Origin of the sequence: Marinovum sp. (genome assembly GCF_048263515.1) — a bacterium.
GTDB lineage: Bacteria > Pseudomonadota > Alphaproteobacteria > Rhodobacterales > Rhodobacteraceae > Marinovum.
On record NZ_JBLXEC010000020.1, the window covers coordinates 12,949 to 29,100 of the forward strand.

Here is a 16,152-nt window from a genome sequence, read left to right on the forward strand (position 1 = left end):
AGGACCCCGAACATATATTGGCGTTATGTTTGAGGGCCCTTCTGCGAAATCGGGAAAAATCCCGACAGGTTGTGCGTTTTAACCGTGAGCCAATCGCCGGGCCTCGTTCGGAAATACACGCCGGGCGTGACCGATGCATCGGGAAACCGGCCAGGGCTGGGCATCCCGGCATAAGCCCCGCGGCCTGCCGATGGTCCGCGGCCGAAACCCGGTCTCAGGTTTCGTCGGCAAGGCTGCGCAGGCTGGCGCCGTAGCGGTTTTTGTCGTAAAGCGCCGCCCGAGCCTTGAGCGCGGCGGCATCGATCCAGCCCATCTGAAAGGCCACCTCGTCGGGGCTGCCGGTCTGCAGTCCTTGGCGGTCCTGGAGGGTGCGCACGAAGTTGCCGGCATCGAGCAGCGAGCCATGGGTGCCGGTGTCCAGCCAAGCAAAGCCGCGCCCCATGCGCTCGACCGTCAGCGCCCCGTCGGCCAGGTAGCTTTCCAGCAGCGTGGTGATCTCGAGCTCGCCGCGCGCCGAGGGGCGGATCGCGCGGGCCCGCTCGGGGGCGGTGCCGTCGAGGAAGTAGAGCCCGGTCACCGCGTAGTTCGATGGCGGCACCGCGGGTTTCTCGATGATCTGCGTCACCTGCCCGGCGCCGTCGAAGGCTACCACGCCGTAGCGCCCGGGATCGGCGACGTGATAGCCGAAGACCGTGCCGCCGGCCTCCTTGGCATCGGCCGCCCCCAGCATCTGCGGCAGCCCGTGGCCGAAGAAGATGTTGTCGCCCAGCACCATGGCCGAGGGCGCGCCAGCCAGGAATTCCTCGCACAGCAGATAGGCCTGGGCCAGCCCGTCAGGCGAGGGCTGCACCACGTAACTGAGCGTGAGCCCCCACTGGCTGCCGTCGCCAAGGGTGCGGCGGAACTGGTCCTGGTCCTGCGGCGTGGTGATCACGGCGATCTCGCGGATGCCAGCCAGCATCAGCGCCGTCAGCGGGTAGTAGATCATCGGCTTGTCATAGACCGGCAACAGCTGCTTGCTGACGCCCATGGTAATCGGATAGAGTCTGGTGCCCGATCCGCCGGCGAGGATGATGCCCTTGCGGGTGCTCATGTCAGCTCCTTCACGATGTCGCGGACCGCGGCCCGCCAGTCGGGACGGGTAATACCGAATTGTGCCGTCAGGGTGGCGCAATCGAGCCGGGAATTCAGCGGCCGCACCGCCGCGGTGGGATAGTCCGCGGTGGCGATGCCGCGCACCGCCACCGCACGCCCGGCGGCGGCAAAAATCGCCTCCGCGAAATCCTTCCAGCTGGTCTCCGGGGCGCCGGCGAAGTGATAGGTGCCGGTCTTGCCGCCATCCTCCGCAAGCTTCCCCGCCACCGTGAGGCAGGCCGCGGCGATGTCGCGCGCCGGGGTCGGCCCGCCGATCTGATCGGCGACGACATCAAGCTGGCTGCGGCTTTCCGACAGGCGGAGCATGGTCTTCAGGAAGTTCTGCCCATGGGCGGAGAACACCCAAGAGGTGCGCAGGATGGCATGCACCCCGTCCGCCGCCCGCACCGCCGTCTCGCCGGCCAGCTTGCTGCGGCCATAAGTGCCCAGCGGCGCGGCGGGATGGTCCGGCGCGAAAGCCGTCTCTCCGGCGCCGTCAAAGACGTAATCGGTGGACAGCTGCACCAGGGGGATGCCGCGCGCCGCGCAGGTCCGCGCCATGGCGCCGGAGGCCGTGGCATTGATCTGCTGCGCCTGCGCCTCCTCCGCCTCGGCCCGGTCGACGGCGGTATAGGCGGCGGCATTGATCACCGCAACGGGGGCATGGGCCTCGACCGCCGCCGCGATCGCCGCGTCACAGCCCGGATCGGCCAAGTCGAGCGCATCGCGCCCCAGCGCCACCACCTGCCGCCCCTCCGGCGGGCACGCCAGCAGTTCCTGCGCCACTTGTCCGCTGCGTCCGAAGACCAGGATCGTCCCGCTCATCCGCCCTCACCCCGACCGAGCCGCTGCCCGACGCCGTCGCGCGCCTGCAGCGCCTGCCACCAGTCGCGGTTGTCGAGATACCATTGCACGGTGCAGTCAAGCCCTTCTTCCACCGTCACCGAGGGCCGCCAGCCCAGCTCGTCGCGGATCCGCCCCGGCGCGATGGCATAGCGCGCGTCATGTCCCGGCCGGTCGGCGACAAAGGTGATCAGATCGGAATAGCTGCCGGTCGCGCGCGGCGCCTTCTCGTCGAGGATGGCGCAGATCATCCGCACCAGCTCGAGGTTGCTGCGCTCGTTCTCGCCGCCGATGTTGTAGCTGCGCCCCGGCACGCCCTTCTGCAGCACCAGCAGCAGCGCCTCGGCGTGATCCTCGACATAGAGCCAGTCGCGCACGTTCGACCCGTCGCCGTAGACCGGGATCGCGCGCCCGGCCAGCGCATTGAGGATCACCACCGGGATCAGCTTTTCCGGAAAATGGTAGGGGCCGTAGTTGTTCGAGCAGTTGGAGAGCACCACCGGCAGACCGTAGGTCGCCGCCCAGGCCCGCACCAGGTGATCCGAGCCGGCCTTGGAAGCCGAGTAGGGCGAGCGCGGGTCATAGGGGGTCTCTTCGGTGAACTTCACCTCCGGGTCGGGGGGCAGCGAGCCGAAGACCTCGTCCGTGGAGATATGGTGAAAGCGGAAGGCCTCAGGCCGGCCGCGGCGCTGCCACTGGGCGCGGGCCGCTTCCAGGAGGTGGAAGGTGCCCAGGATGTTGGTCTCGATGAAGGTGCCCGGCGCGTCGATCGAGCGGTCGACGTGGGATTCCGCCGCCAGGTGCATCACCGCCTCGGGAGCATGGTCGGCAAAGACCGCGTCCAGTGCTGCGCGGTCGCGGATGTCGGCCTTAACGAAGGTGTAGTTCGGATCCGCCGCCACGCTGGCGACGTTCTCCAGGCAGGCGGCATAGGTGAGCGCATCGAGGTTGATCACCTCGTGGCCCCGGGCAATGGCGCGGCGCACCACGGCGGAGCCGATGAAGCCGGCGCCGCCGGTGACAAGCAGTCTCATCGCGTCACTCCCCGTATGTGAAAGGGCTCTCGAACCCCGCCAGCCCCGGCGCCGCCGCGTCCTTGTCCGAAAGCACCGGCGCGCAGATCTCGAGCGGCCAGTCGATCCCGATCGCGGGGTCCGACCACAACAGCGCGCCCTCGGTGTCCGGCGCATAGCCGTCGGAGCACTTGTAGGCGATTTCGGTCTCGGCCTCGAGTGTCATGAAGCCATGCGCAAAGCCCGCCGGCACCAGCAGCTGGCGGCCGTTCTCGAAGCTCAGCTCATAGCCCACCCAGCGCCCATAGGTCGGGCTGCCGCGGCGGATGTCGACCGCGACATCGAACAGCCGCCCCCGCGCGCAGCGCACCAGCTTGTCCTGAGCCCGCGGCGGGGCCTGGAAATGCAGCCCACGCACCGTGCCCGTCTCGGTGGAGAAGGAATGGTTGTCCTGCACGAAGTCCGGCGTGATGCCGTGCCGGACCAGTGCCGCCCGGTTGTAGCTTTCGGAAAAGAAGCCGCGATGATCGCCGAACCGCGGCGGCGTGATCAGCATGACCCCCTCGAGGGCGGTTTCCTCTATCTGCACGATGCGATGGCTCCCTGCTGGTTCCTGGGCGGCGTGTTTTGCGTTGCATAGCAAGTGGCTGGGGCGAAGTCACGGCAGGGCTGGCCAGTTGTGCCCGGCCCGGAACCGCCCTAACACTCTGCCTGAAAACCCGATCGCTCGAGGCCTGCCATGTCCGCACCGCTTTCCGATGTCACCCCCAACACTTGGGCCTTCCTGCGCGATGCGATGATCGCCCCCACGGGGTTCCGCGAATATGACGCGCGCTGGCAGTATCCCGAAGAGATCAACCTGCTCGGCATGACGGCGCTAGGGCTCGGGCTGGGCACCCAGATTCAGGCCCGCGGGCTGCGGCCAGAGATCGCCGTGGGCAACGATTACCGCGACTATTCGCTGGCCATCAAGCAGGCGCTGATCCTCGGGCTGATGCGCGCCGGCATCCGGGTGCGCGACATCGGCCCGGCGCTCAGCCCGATGGCCTATTTCAGCCAGTTCCACCTCGATTGCCCGGCGGTGGCCATGGTCACCGCGAGCCACAATCCCAACGGCTGGACCGGGGTGAAGATGGGCTTCGAGCGACCGCTGACCCATGGCCCCGAGGAGATGGCCGAACTGCGCGACATCGTGCTGCAGGGCCGCGGCGAGGATCGCCCGGGCGGCGCCTATGTCTTCGAGGAGGGGGTGCGCGAGGCCTATCTCGACGACCTGGCCGGCGATTTTCGCCTGACGCGCCCGCTCAGGGTGGTGGTGGCCTGCGGCAACGGCACCGCGGGGGCCTTCGCGCCGGAGCTGCTGCGCCGGATCGGTGTCGAAGTGATCGAGCGCCACTGCACGCTCGACTACACCTTCCCGCGCTACAACCCCAACCCCGAGGCGATGGAGATGCTGTACGACATGGCCGCCGCGGTGCGCGAGACCGGGGCGGATCTGGCGCTGGGGTTCGATGGCGACGGCGACCGCTGCGGCGTGGTCGACGACGAGGGCTGCGAGATCTTCGCCGACAAGGTCGGGGTGATCCTGGCGCGTGACCTCAGCGCGCGCCATCCCGGCGCCACCTTCGTGGCGGACGTGAAATCCACCGGGCTCTTCGCCTCAGACCCGGTGCTGGCCGGCAACGGCGCCCGGACCGATTACTGGAAGACCGGCCACAGCCACATGAAGCGCCGGGTGAAGGCGCTCGGCGCGCTCGCCGGGTTCGAGAAATCCGGCCACTACTTCCTCGCCGAGCCGGTGGGGCGCGGCTATGACTGCGGCATGCGGGTGGCGGTGGAACTCTGCAGGCTGCTCGACCGACACCCCGGGCAGTCCATGTCCGACCTGCGCCGCGCCCTGCCGCGCACCTGGTCCACGCCGACCATGTCGCCCCATGCCGGCGATACCGAGAAATACGACATCCTCGCCCGGATCGTGACCCGGCTCGAGGGGCTGGACACGCTGGCCGAACGCCGGGTGGCGCAGGTGGTGACGGTCAACGGCGCGCGGGTGATCCTCGACAATGGCTCCTGGGGGCTGGTGCGGGCAAGCTCGAACACGCCCAACCTGGTGGTGGTCTGCGAGAGCGCCGAAAGCGAGGCGGAACTGCGCGCGATCTTTGCCGCGCTGGACGCGGTGATCCGCGAAGAGCCCGGCGTGGGCGATTACGACCAGACCTTCTGAGGGGAACCGCCTGACGGCCCGCGCCGCCCTGCACCCGGCCCTCACCTGGCATGCATCTGGCCCACGGCGGGCCCGCATCTGACCCGCATCTGGCCCGTGGCCGGCAGGGGCCGGGATTCCAGCCTGCCCCAAACGCCGCTTTTGTGGTAGTCTCGAGGAATGCATCGCGCAATTACGCCGGTGCCCGCGCCTGCATGTTTCATTTGAAACAACCCTATTTCATCGCACAAGAGGCCCCCATGCCCACGGCTGTCCCCCTGACCGGAAACCCCAGCATCGACGGCATTCTCTGGGGGTGGAAATGGGATTCCACCCATCTGACCGTCAGCTTCCCCAGCCAGCAACAGGCGGCCGCCGCCTACCAAGGCTATGTCGCGGCAGAGAATTACACCGCCTTCACGCAGTTCCAGGCCAATCAGATCGTCAATTTCGGCCTCAACAACTTGGGCGTCTTCACCGACCTGTCCTTCTCGGGCGATCCCAACGGCACCGGCAACCTGCGCTTTGCCCAGGCCACGCGGATCGACTATGGCCAGGGCCATTTCACCCCCGGCCTGCACATCCCCGGCGGTCGCGGCTCGGCCGAGGCCAACCCGCCCGATCCGCATCTCGTGCCCGCCCATGCCCAGGGCGACAACTGGTTCACCCTGGGGCAGTATTCCAACCCGGTGCTGGGGTCGTTCCAGTATGCCGCCGGGCTCCTGCACGAGGTCGGCCATTCGCTCGGGCTCAAGCACGGCCATGCCACCCAGCCCTGGTCGCAGGACCAGTCGGTCACCATGCCGGCCCTGCCGGCCGACCAGAATTCGCAGGAATTCTCGGTCATGACCTACAGCAGCCATATCGGCAGCTCGCTGGCTTCGGGAGCCTCGGGCCAAGAGGAATATCCCTGGACCTACATGATGAACGACGTGGCCGCCCTGCAACATCTCTACGGCGCAAATTTCGGCCCCGGCTCGAACATGGGCGACAACACCTATACCTTCGATCCCGCCACCGGGGCGATGTCGGTGGACGGCTTCAGCTTCGGCGCCTCCTACAACGCCAAAATCCTGATCACCATCTGGGATGGCGGCGGCACCGACACGTTCAATCTCTCCAACTATGCCAACGACCAGTCCGTCGACCTGCGCCCCGGCCAGTTCAGTGCCTTCTCCACCGCCCAGCTGTCGCAGCTCAACCTCGGCCATTCCGGTCCCGCGGAGTTTGCCCGCGGCAATGTAGCCAACCCCTATCTCTACCAGGGTGACCTGCGCTCGCTGATCGAGAACGTGCTGACCGGCACCGGCAACGACGTCGTGACCGGCAACCAGGTGGCCAATGTGATCCGCACCGGCAGCGGCAACGACACCCTCTCTGGCGGCGCCGGCGACGACCGCCTCTCGGGCGAGATCGGCGACGACTGGATCACGCCCGGGGCCGGCAACGACACCGTGCTCGGCGGGTCTGGGAGCGACATGGTGAGCTTCGTCGACCTGGCCCAGGCGGTGAATGCCAGCCTGCGCACACTCTCGGCCAGCTCCGGCGGGGACAGCTACATGCTCGACGGCATCGAGAATGTCACCGGCTCGATCTTCGGCGACCTGATCGAAGGCGACGGCAACAGCAATCGAATCCGCGCGCTCGGCGATTACGACTGGATCGTCGGCTCCTGGGGGAATGACGTCATCGACGGCGGCAACGGGCGTGACATGATCTCCTATGTCTCGGCGCCGGGCGCGGTGACGGTCGACCTCGGGGCAGGGCAGGGCACGCGCGGACAGGCCAATGGCGACCGGTACGTCGCTGTCGAGCGGGTCACCGGCTCGAGCCATGCCGACCTGTTCTTCGGCGACGCAGGGCAGAACGACTTTCGCGGGCTCGGCGGCTATGACACCTTCGTGGGCTCATCCGGCGGGCGCGAGCGCTATGACGGCGGATCGGGCCAGGACACGGTTGCATATTACCTCTCCGGCGCCGGAGTGGTGGCCTCGCTGCTGCGCGGCTACGGCTCGGCGGGCGATGCGGCGCGCGATCTCTACACCTCGATCGAGAACCTCGGCGGCACCAGCCTCGGCGATACCCTGACCGGCGATCACGGCCGCAACCAGCTGCGCGGACTGGCGGGCGACGATTTCATCTTCGGCAACGGCGGGGTGGACTACATCACCGGCGGGCGCGGCGACGACATGATCGACGGCGGAGCGGGCTGGGACTATGCGGTCTACGAAGGCGCGCGGGCCGATTACAGCATCAGCACCTCGGGGCCCACCACCACGATCCGCCACAACGGCGGCGGCGCCGACGGCACCGACAGGCTGACCGATGTCGAGGTGGCGATCTTCTCTGACGGCTATTTCATGCTCTGAGGCGCGGGCGGGAAACCGCGTGCCCCCCGCGAGCCCGTCTCGTCACGATCAAAAAAAATCGGACGCCCGTAACTTCTCGTTGCCGCTTTCCTGCGATACCAAGGGGAACCGACGTACAACCAAGACAGGCGCCCGATGCCCCAACCCACTGCCTTCGAACAGGAACTGCTGGAACTGCTCAACCGGGCCCGGGCCGATCCCGCAGGTGAGCCTGCCCAGTGGATCGCCGACATCGCGAGCCAGACCGGCACCAGCGCCGCGCTCACCAGCGCCCTGCGCTACTTCAACGTCGATGCCCAGGCCTTTCACGACCAGCTCGCGGCCTTTTCCGCGGTGGCGCCCCTGGCCTGGAACGACGCTCTGGCCAGCGCCGCCGAGGGGCACAGCGCCGCGCTGATTGCCGCCGACGAGCAATCCCACCAGGTCAGCGGCGAGGCGCCGCTGGGCCGGCGGATCGCCGATGCGGGCTATGCCAACGCCCGCGCCTGGGCCGAGAATGTCTATGCCTATGCCCCCGGGGCGAGCGATGCCCACGCCGGCTTCGTGATCGACTGGGGCTACGACGCCGAGGATTTCAACGGCACCCAGCTCCTTGCCGACTGGCAGGCGCGCGGCGACGGCATGCAGGACCCGGCCGGTCACCGCGACACGATCCTCTCTGCCTCCTACACCGAGGTCGGCATCGGCGTCCTGGCCGAGAGCGACCCCGCCACCAGCGTCGGCCCCTACGTGGTGACACAGAATTTCGGCAATCGCTGGAACTATGAGCCGCAGCTTCTGGGCGTGGTCCTGCAGGATGCCGACGGCGACCGGTTCTATGACGCCGGCGAGGGGCTGGGGGGGATCTCGGTCACCCTGCTGCAGGGCGGCGCGACCGTCGCCAGCACCACCACCTGGGACGCCGGCGGCTACCAGTTGGCGCTGGGCCCGGGCGATTATACCTTGCGGTTCTCCGGCGGAGCGCTGACCGGGGTGATCGAACAGCAGATCACCATGGGAACGGAGAACCTCAAGCGCGACGGTTTCGCCGCCGATGCGCGTTCTCTCCCGACCGAAGGGGCCGATCAGCTTGCCGGCACGACGGGGGCCGAGGTGATCAACGCACTTGGCGGAGACGACTGGATCACCCCCGGCGGCGGCTCCGACACCGTGGATGGCGGCGCCGGCCGCGACATGCTGTCCTTCTTCGACCTGCCCGACACGGCGGGGCGCACGAATACCGACTACCGGCTCGACATCGACATGGCGGCGGGCACGGCGGTCAGCCATGATGGCGCCGAGGCCATCGACCTCTCGAATATCGAACGCGTCACCGGGACGATCTTCGCCGACCGGATCCGGGGCACCGACGGAAATGATGAAATCCGCGGTCTGGGGGACTATGACTGGATCGTCGCAACGACCGGCTTTGACACCTATGACGGCGGCTCCGGCCAGGACATGGTCAGCTTCATCGAATGGGACAGCAGCCAGGCGAATGTCGTCGCCGATATCTTCTCCTCGAACGGAGCGCCGCCAAGTGCCTTCGACGCGACCGGCGTGGTGGTGGATTTCACCAATTCCAACAACGTGGCGAACCTGTCCTACGGCAAGACCCTGACCTCGATCGAGCGGATCACCGGTTCCGGCCGGCAGGACGTGTTCTACGGCGATGCCGGCGAGAACGATTTCCGCGGCCTGGGCGATTACGACTGGTTCGTCTCCTCCGAGGGCGGCCGCGAGCGCTATTTCGGCGGCGACGGCATCGACACGGTGACCTATTACAACGCCAGCGCCGGGATCATTGCCAACCTGTCGAACGGCGCCCGCGTCAACGGCCAGGAGACCGGCTACGGTTCCGGCGGGGTGGCGGCGCGCGACCTCTACTTCGAGATCGAGAACCTGGTGGGCTCGCGTTTCGACGACGAGCTGCGCGGCTCCTCGGGGCGCAACCAGCTCAACGGGCTCGAGGGCGACGACTTCATCTTCGGCTACGGCGGGGTGGATTACCTCAAGGGCGGTCTCGGCAATGACGTGATCGACGGCGGCGGCGGCTCGGACTATGCGCTGTTTGACGGCAATGCAGGCGATTACACCCTGGCCCGCTCGGGCAACGAGGTGACCGTGACGGGCACCGATGGCACCGACCGGCTGATCGACGTGGAATACTTCCGCTTCGACGACGGCGATGTGGATATCTGGAGCCTCTAGGCGCGCCCTCGCGCGATGGCACCGCGGCCGGGCACAGGGCGCCAAGCGCCTGCTCGCCCGGCTGCACCAAGGCCTGGCCCGTGCCGGGTTCTTGGTCGGGCGCGAGTGGCGCATTGTCCGGAGCCTCGGCAACCGGCGGCCCTCGCGGCCAGAGGGGGCCGGGCCGGCGCAGCTTGCCGGCCTGTCAGCGCCGGTGCTGATTCGCCGCTACCCCCTCGCCGCGAAGGTGGTGTCGAGCCAGCATCCTGCCGTGGATGTCCCCGCAGGCTGGACCCCAGATCCGACCCTGCCGCTGGAACAGGCCCTGCCCTTCCCTTGGGAGGAGGCCTATGCCACCCGACAGCCGTTTCAGCCGGTGCGGCTGTGGCGCAATGCCATCGCCCTGCGCCGCGTCAGCGAAGCCAGAGCCGACCTGGCCCGGCAGGATGGCATCGAGAGGATCGCCCGGCAGCTGGCCGGGCGCATGCGCGACTTCACCGTCCATGACGGCGATGCGGCCTTTATCGAGAACCGCTTCGACGACCCCGTCGATCCGGTGATCCCGCCGGCGCCCTGGGTGAGCGCGATTGCCAATGCCTTTGCCATCCTGGCCTGCGGGCAGCTAGCACCGCTTGCCGGAACTGCAGGCGACCGGGCGGCCTATGGCCGGGCCTTCCGCCGCATCCATGCCGCGGGAACGGTGCCGCCCGACCGCTGGATCACCCTGCGCGACCGCCACGGATACCTGTGGTTCGACGAATACCCCCGGCCCGCCGGAGGCTCCACGCGGGTCAAGAACGGGCATGTCTTTGCCGTGCTGGCGCTGCATGAGCTGGGGCTGGAGGACCCGGCCTTCCTGCCCCTCGTGCAGGCCGGCGCCACCACGATGGAGGCCTATGCCGCCTGTTTCCGGCGCCCCGGGCTGCGCAGCCTCTATGCGCTCGACCTCTGGCGCAAGGGGGACTACCTGCCCAACCGAGCGATGCGGCAGCTCTATCAGCTCCATGAGCTGACGGCGGCCCCGGCGTTCCTGCAGCAGGGGGACCTGTTTGCCGAGGATTTCGCCCACCGGCTGGCCGACAGCGCCCGGCAGGGCGTGCAGGCGGCCCGGAGCGCCGCGGTCTCGGCGGTGGCGGCCCGCGGCGGCGGGTGACGGGGCAACGGTGACAGGCCCGGCCCGGATTGTCGCGCCCCGCCGGCTCTGGTACGAGGTCCAAAACGGATGCGATCAGAATGCTGCAGATCTTCCGGCGCAAGGCATCGACGGTCCTGCGTTATCTTTTCCCGACCGCCGCTGACCGCCACTACCTGGCCCGGATCCAGTCCAGCGGACTGTTCGACCGCGACTTCTACCTGCGCAGCAATGCGCGGCTGAAGTGGCTGTTCCGGATCTGGCCCGAACGCCACTACGTGCAGCTGGGAGAGCGCAACGGCACCTGCCCCAATCCCGGCTTCTCGCCGCGCGCCTATCTGTTCCACAATCCCGATCTGGCGGGCGAAACCCGCCCCTTCCTACACTACATCGAGACCGGCCGCGCCGAGCGTCGCATGGTGCTGGCGGCGCCCTCCTCCGAGGGGGTGCCGGTCTTTCCCGACATCGCCCCGCCCGACCCCGCGGCCGGGACCGCCCCGGTGGCGGTGGCGCTGCATCTCTATTACCCCGAGTTCTGGGAGGAGATCGCACCGGCGCTCGAGGCCCAGCAGTTCGCCTTCGACCTTCACGTCACCATCACCCGCCGCGGCGACCTGCCCCCCGGCGCGGGCGCGGCGCTGGAGACCCGTATCCGCGCGGCCTTTCCCGCTGCGCGGATCTGGCAGATGCCCAATCACGGGCGCGATATCCTGCCCTTCGCACATCTGGTCAATGCCGGGGGGCTGGCGCCCTACCGGGCGGTGCTAAAGCTGCACAGCAAGAAATCGCCGCACCGCGCCGACGGCGATGCCTGGCGGCGGGCGCTGGTGGCCGGGGTGCTGGGCGATCCGGCAGAGACCGCGGCGCGCCTCGAGCGGTTTCTCGCCCACCCCCGGGCCGGCATCTGGGTCGCCGACGGGCATCTGCACGAGGGCGACAGCTGGTGGGGGGGCAACCGGCCCCGGGCCGAGGCACTTCTGGCCCGCAGCGGCGCGGCCCTGCCGCCCGGCCCCCTGTGCTTTCCCGCCGGCTCGATCTACTGGGCGCGGGCCGCCGTCCTAGCAAAGCTGGCGCGCCTGCGCCTCACCCCGGAGGATTTCGAGCCCGAGCAGGCGCTGGTCGAGGGCACCACGGCCCATGCGGTGGAGCGGTTGATGGGAGCGCTGACGATCGCGGCGGGGCGCGTGCCCTGCACGTCACGCACGCTGGACCGGCCCGGGGCGCTGCCGCCGGGGCTGGACACCGCAGGCAAAATTGGACACTAGCGCCCCATGGCGAAAGTTGTGCTTCATATCGGCGCCCATAAGACGGCAACCAGCTACCTCCAGGGGGCCTTTCACCGAAACCGGGACATGCTGGAGCGGGCGGGCCTCTACTATCCCCATATCGGCCCGAACAACGCGCATCACGCCCTGGCCGCTCCCTGGCTGGACATCCGCGACATCCCCGACAGCTTTTATGGCGCCCGCGGTCCTGAAGGCCTGTGGCAGGATTTGGTCGTCACCTATGCCGCCCGCCCCGGGACGCTCTTCCTCACGGCCGAGAACTTCACCCGCTGCTTTCCGGCGAAGGTCGACATGGGCGAACTGGCGGAACGCCTGAGCGTCTTCAAGGAGGTGCAGATCGTCTACACCATGCGGCGCCAGGTCGACCTGGTGCCCTCGGTCTGGGCGCAGATCTCGAAGATGAACCACATGCCCAGCATCTGGGCCTTCATGCGCATCGTCTTCGACGAGCGCCGCGCCAAGGGCGTGCCGATCGATCACGGCATGGTCTACCAGGACCTGCTCACCGGCTTCGCTCCCGAGCAGATCCACCTGATGGATTACGCCAGTTTCGCGCGCCACCCGGACGGCGTCGTCGGCATGTTCCTCGACCTTCTAGAGGTGGATGTCGCCGCCGCGACGCTGGTTCCGCCCAGCCGCAAAGAGGCCAATATCTCGCCCGATCCGCTGGCGCTCTTCGTGGCCGGTGGGGTGACCGGCGACGCCACCCGCCCGCCCCCGGCCGAGCTGGTCGGCTACCTGTCCGAAGCCCTCGACCGGATCTGCGGCCGGCCGCGCACCGTGCTGGCGCGGCACGAATACCGCAAGTTGCGCGAACGCTTTCGCCACGGCAATCAGACGCTCGCCGCCCAAGTCCAGCCGGTTCAGCCGGGCTTCACCTTCGACGAAGGTAGCGAGCCCGAGGAGCTGGTCTTTCGCGACAACCTGGACGACAGGGCCTGGATGGAGATCGCCCAAGCGGTCTATCACATGCCCCGCCAGGAGAAGTCCGGGCTGCGCCGGATACTACCCTGACGGCGGTCGGGCCACGCCCGGCACAGGACAGACCAGCACATAGAATACATCTAAAAGCCGTCCGAAAGGTCGCAACCTCGCCCCTATTCCGCTCCGGCTGACCCCCCTTTCGGCCCGCATCTTCTGCTCGCGAAACAACCTGCGAGCCGGAGGTGGCCGTGCCCTATCTGACCCATTCCCAAACCCTGTTCTCGGCGGCGCTGCCGAACCTGAGCGCGCTGGCCCGGCTGGAGATCGATCCGGCGAATGGCGCCCTTCTGATCCACGACCCGGTGAGCGAGACGCTGGCCCGCGCCGCGCTGGACGCCGGCACGCTGCGGGCCGGGGATTTCAGCCTCGACACCCGCTCGGGCGGCCCCGACAAGGTGAGCTTCGATTTCAAGGGCTCCACCCGGACCCTGGACCGGGCCACGCTGCAGCGGCTGGCCGACCAGCCCGATGAAGGCACCGGCTATCTCGACGGCAGCAGCTTCTACGGCAACTGCACCACCCTGGCCTCGGCCATGGTGGCCGGTCAGTGCTATCTCTACCTGGCGCGCAAATCCGGCTACGGGTTGGAGGTCTATGCGCTGTCGGACGACGGCACCCTGACCCCGCGGCAGATCCTCGGCGATACCGTCAGCAGCCACCTGCGCAATGTCACGGCGATGACGGCGGTGGACCATGGCCGGCAGGAATGGCTGATCACTGCCTCGGCGCAGGAGAACGGCGTCAGCCTCTACACCATCGGCTCGGACGGGCGGCTGAGCCACGGCACCTCCTTCGGCTTTGACCAGCAGTTGCCGCTCACCACCCCCACCGCCATGACCTCGGTCGCGGTGGACGGCCGCAGCTATGTCCTGGTCACCGCCCATGGCACCTCGTCCCTGACCGTGCTCGAGGTCTCGGCCGGCACGCTGGAGTTCCGCGACCAGGTCAACGACAGTCTCGACACCCGCTTTTCCGGGGCGGCGGTGGTCGAAACCCACGTCCAGGGCGATCTGGCGCTGGTGGCCGTGGCCGGCAACGACGGCGGCATCACCCTGATGCAGATGCTGCCCGGCGGCCGGCTGCTGCACCGCGAAACCCTTGTCGACACGGCGGCCACCGCGCTCGACGGGGTGACCGGGATGCGCTTTGCCACCCATGCCGACGGCACCGTCGACCTCTTCGTGCTGAGCAGCGGCGACGGCGGGCTGAGCCGCTTCCGGCTGGACAGCAGCGCGCTGGGGCTGACCGCGACGGGCCGCAACGGCACCGCGGGCAACGACGTGCTGACCGCGGCGGGCGGCGGCGATCTGTTGCGCGGCGACGCCGGCAATGACGTGCTGCTTGACGGGGCCGGCGAAGACACGCTCTGGGGCGGGGCCGGGGCGGATGTCTTCGTCTTCGCCCCGGATGGCGATGACGACCGGATCGGCGATTTCGACCGCCGCGAGGACCTGCTCGACCTCGGCGCCTTCGACATGGTGCATGACATCTCGGCGCTGGGCTACCGGATGACCTCTGGCGGGGCGGTGCTGACGGTGGCGGGCGAGGAGCTGACGCTTTTCACCCATGACGGCACGCCGCTGCGCTATCACCAGCTGCGCGATGCGCTGGCGCTGGCGGCCGATCACGTTCTGATCCCGCAGCCGTTGCCGCAGACCGGCGGCGCCGGCAATGATTTCTTCGAGGCCGGCCTGCATGCCGATACCATCGACGGGGGCCTGGGCTTCGACACCCTGAGCTACCGGGCGGCACCGGCCGCGGTCCGGGTGGACCTGAGCCGCAATGCCAACAACGGCGGCGCCGCGACGGGCGACATGCTCAGCAATGTCGAGGCGCTGATCGGCTCGGCCTTCAACGACCTGCTCACCGGCAGCGGCGGCGCCAACAACCTCTCCGGCGGCGCCGGACATGACACCATCACCGCCGGCGCCGGCGCCGACTGGATCACCCCCGGCGGCGGCAGCAACGTCATCGACGGCGGCGCCGGCAACGACATGGTCTCCTTCGTCGATCTCGCCGACACGCCGGGGCGGAGCAATCTGGACTACCGGCTCGACATCAACCTGTCGACCGGCCGCGCCCTGAGCCATGACGGCGCCGAAACCACCCTGCTCAGCAACATCGAGCGGGTGACCGGCACGATCTATGCCGACCGGATCAGTGGCGATGGCGCGAGCAACGAACTGCGGGGCTTGGGCGATTACGACTGGTTCGTCGGCACCTGGGGGCAGGATGCCTATGACGGCGGCACCGGGCGCGACATGATCTCCTATGTCGAGGCCGGCAGCGGCGTCACCGTCGATCTCGGCGCCGGGCGCGGCACCCGGGGGCTGGCCGATGGCGACAGCTATGTCGGCATCGAGCGGGTCACCGGCTCGGGCCATGCCGACCTGTTCTACGGCGACGCGGGCCAGAACGACTTTCGCGGCCTCGGCGGCTACGACACCTTCGTGGGCTCGTCGGGCGGGCGCGAACGCTATGACGGGGGCGCCGGCCAGGACACAGTGGCATACTACCTCTCGAACGCCGCGGTCTCGGCCTCGCTGCTGCGTGGCTACGGCTCGGCCGGCGATGCGGCGCGCGATCTCTACACCTCGATCGAGAACCTCGGCGGCACCGGCTTCGACGACACCCTGACCGGCGATCACGGCCGCAACCAGCTGCGCGGATTGGCGGGCGACGATTTTGTCTTCGGCAATGGCGGGGTGGACTACATCACCGGCGGCCGCGGCGATGACATGATCGACGGCGGGTCGGGCTCGGATTACGCGGTGTTCGACGGCGACCGCGCTGGATACAGCGTGACCCGGACCGGCACCGATACGGTCCGGATCTCGGGCCGCGATGGCACCGATCAGCTGCGCGACGTGGAGTATTTCCGCTTCGACGACGTGACCCTGGACATCTGGAGCCTGTGACCGGCCCCGGCCGCGCAAGCGCCTGCCTAAGGATCTGAAAACCGGGACGAACCCACACCGCCGCGCCGGCGCGCCCCGGCGCCGCCCGCTTCCCTGCGTTG

The 16,152-nt window shown here is 68.5% G+C and carries 11 protein-coding genes; 7 read left to right on the top strand and 4 right to left on the bottom strand.

All coding sequences use genetic code 11. The annotated features are described in order from the left end of the window. Nucleotides 1-214 precede the first annotated feature (214 nt). Genes rfbA through rfbC form a run of 4 tightly spaced genes read right to left on the bottom strand, consistent with a single transcriptional unit; the run spans nt 215 to nt 3,579 of the window. Nucleotides 215-1,093 carry a glucose-1-phosphate thymidylyltransferase RfbA gene (gene rfbA / locus ACN0SE_RS16260; RefSeq protein ID WP_417525588.1) on the bottom strand — a complete coding sequence of 293 codons (879 nt, stop codon included), beginning with the start codon at nt 1,091-1,093 and terminating at the stop codon, nt 215-217. Beyond that, entirely contained in the window at nt 1,090-1,959 is an 870-nt protein-coding gene (rfbD, locus tag ACN0SE_RS16265; protein WP_417525589.1) for a dTDP-4-dehydrorhamnose reductase, read from the bottom strand. The genes rfbA and rfbD overlap by 4 nt, the downstream gene beginning before the upstream one ends. Further along, the gene (gene rfbB, locus ACN0SE_RS16270; protein ID WP_417525590.1) at nt 1,956-3,011 is read right to left on the bottom strand and encodes a dTDP-glucose 4,6-dehydratase; all 1,056 of its coding nucleotides are present in this window, start codon (nt 3,009-3,011) and stop codon (nt 1,956-1,958) included. The genes rfbD and rfbB overlap by 4 nt, the downstream gene beginning before the upstream one ends. 4 nt (nt 3,012-3,015) lie before the next feature. Further along, nucleotides 3,016-3,579: a dTDP-4-dehydrorhamnose 3,5-epimerase gene (gene rfbC, locus ACN0SE_RS16275; RefSeq protein ID WP_417525591.1), complete on the bottom strand. Its 564-nt coding sequence runs from the start codon at nt 3,577-3,579 to the stop codon at nt 3,016-3,018. A gap of 150 nt (nt 3,580-3,729) precedes the next feature. Between rfbC and ACN0SE_RS16280 the strand changes: the two genes are divergently transcribed. The 7 genes from ACN0SE_RS16280 (at nt 3,730) to ACN0SE_RS16310 (ending at nt 16,051) form a co-directional block, all read left to right on the top strand. Further along, entirely contained in the window at nt 3,730-5,214 is a 1,485-nt protein-coding gene (locus ACN0SE_RS16280; RefSeq protein WP_417525592.1) for a phosphomannomutase/phosphoglucomutase, read from the top strand. 239 nt (nt 5,215-5,453) lie between these two features. Further along, on the top strand, nt 5,454-7,562 hold the full coding sequence (locus ACN0SE_RS16285) for a M10 family metallopeptidase C-terminal domain-containing protein (protein ID WP_417525593.1): 2,109 nt from the start codon (nt 5,454-5,456) through the stop codon (nt 7,560-7,562). A 135-nt stretch (nt 7,563-7,697) separates the two neighbouring features. Next, nucleotides 7,698-9,752 carry a CAP domain-containing protein gene (locus ACN0SE_RS16290; RefSeq protein WP_417525594.1) on the top strand — a complete coding sequence of 685 codons (2,055 nt, stop codon included), beginning with the start codon at nt 7,698-7,700 and terminating at the stop codon, nt 9,750-9,752. Between the two features lie 91 nt (nt 9,753-9,843). Continuing rightward, nucleotides 9,844-10,884, top strand: coding sequence for a hypothetical protein (locus ACN0SE_RS16295; RefSeq protein ID WP_417525595.1), 1,041 nt, complete (start codon nt 9,844-9,846; stop codon nt 10,882-10,884). 80 nt (nt 10,885-10,964) lie between these two features. Beyond that, nucleotides 10,965-12,128 (top strand): rhamnan synthesis F family protein, encoded by a 1,164-nt coding sequence (locus ACN0SE_RS16300; RefSeq protein WP_417525596.1) that lies wholly within the window; start codon nt 10,965-10,967, stop codon nt 12,126-12,128. A gap of 6 nt (nt 12,129-12,134) precedes the next feature. Further along, on the top strand, nt 12,135-13,163 hold the full coding sequence (locus ACN0SE_RS16305) for a hypothetical protein (protein WP_417525597.1): 1,029 nt from the start codon (nt 12,135-12,137) through the stop codon (nt 13,161-13,163). Nucleotides 13,164-13,321: 158 nt separating this feature from the next. Beyond that, entirely contained in the window at nt 13,322-16,051 is a 2,730-nt protein-coding gene (locus ACN0SE_RS16310; protein ID WP_417525598.1) for a calcium-binding protein, read from the top strand. Nucleotides 16,052-16,152 lie beyond the last annotated feature (101 nt).

Excerpts from the sequence above, each read along its gene's own strand:
- rfbA (WP_417525588.1), bottom strand. The coding sequence starts at position 1,093 with ATGAGCACCCGCAAGGGCATCATCCTCGCCGGCGGATCGGGCACCAGA.
- rfbD (WP_417525589.1), bottom strand. The coding sequence starts at position 1,959 with ATGAGCGGGACGATCCTGGTCTTCGGACGCAGCGGACAAGTGGCGCAG.
- rfbB (WP_417525590.1), bottom strand. The coding sequence starts at position 3,011 with ATGAGACTGCTTGTCACCGGCGGCGCCGGCTTCATCGGCTCCGCCGTG.
- ACN0SE_RS16280 (WP_417525592.1), top strand. The coding sequence starts at position 3,730 with ATGTCCGCACCGCTTTCCGATGTCACCCCCAACACTTGGGCCTTCCTG.
- ACN0SE_RS16285 (WP_417525593.1), top strand. The coding sequence starts at position 5,454 with ATGCCCACGGCTGTCCCCCTGACCGGAAACCCCAGCATCGACGGCATT.
- ACN0SE_RS16290 (WP_417525594.1), top strand. The coding sequence starts at position 7,698 with ATGCCCCAACCCACTGCCTTCGAACAGGAACTGCTGGAACTGCTCAAC.
- ACN0SE_RS16300 (WP_417525596.1), top strand. The coding sequence starts at position 10,965 with ATGCTGCAGATCTTCCGGCGCAAGGCATCGACGGTCCTGCGTTATCTT.
- ACN0SE_RS16305 (WP_417525597.1), top strand. The coding sequence starts at position 12,135 with ATGGCGAAAGTTGTGCTTCATATCGGCGCCCATAAGACGGCAACCAGC.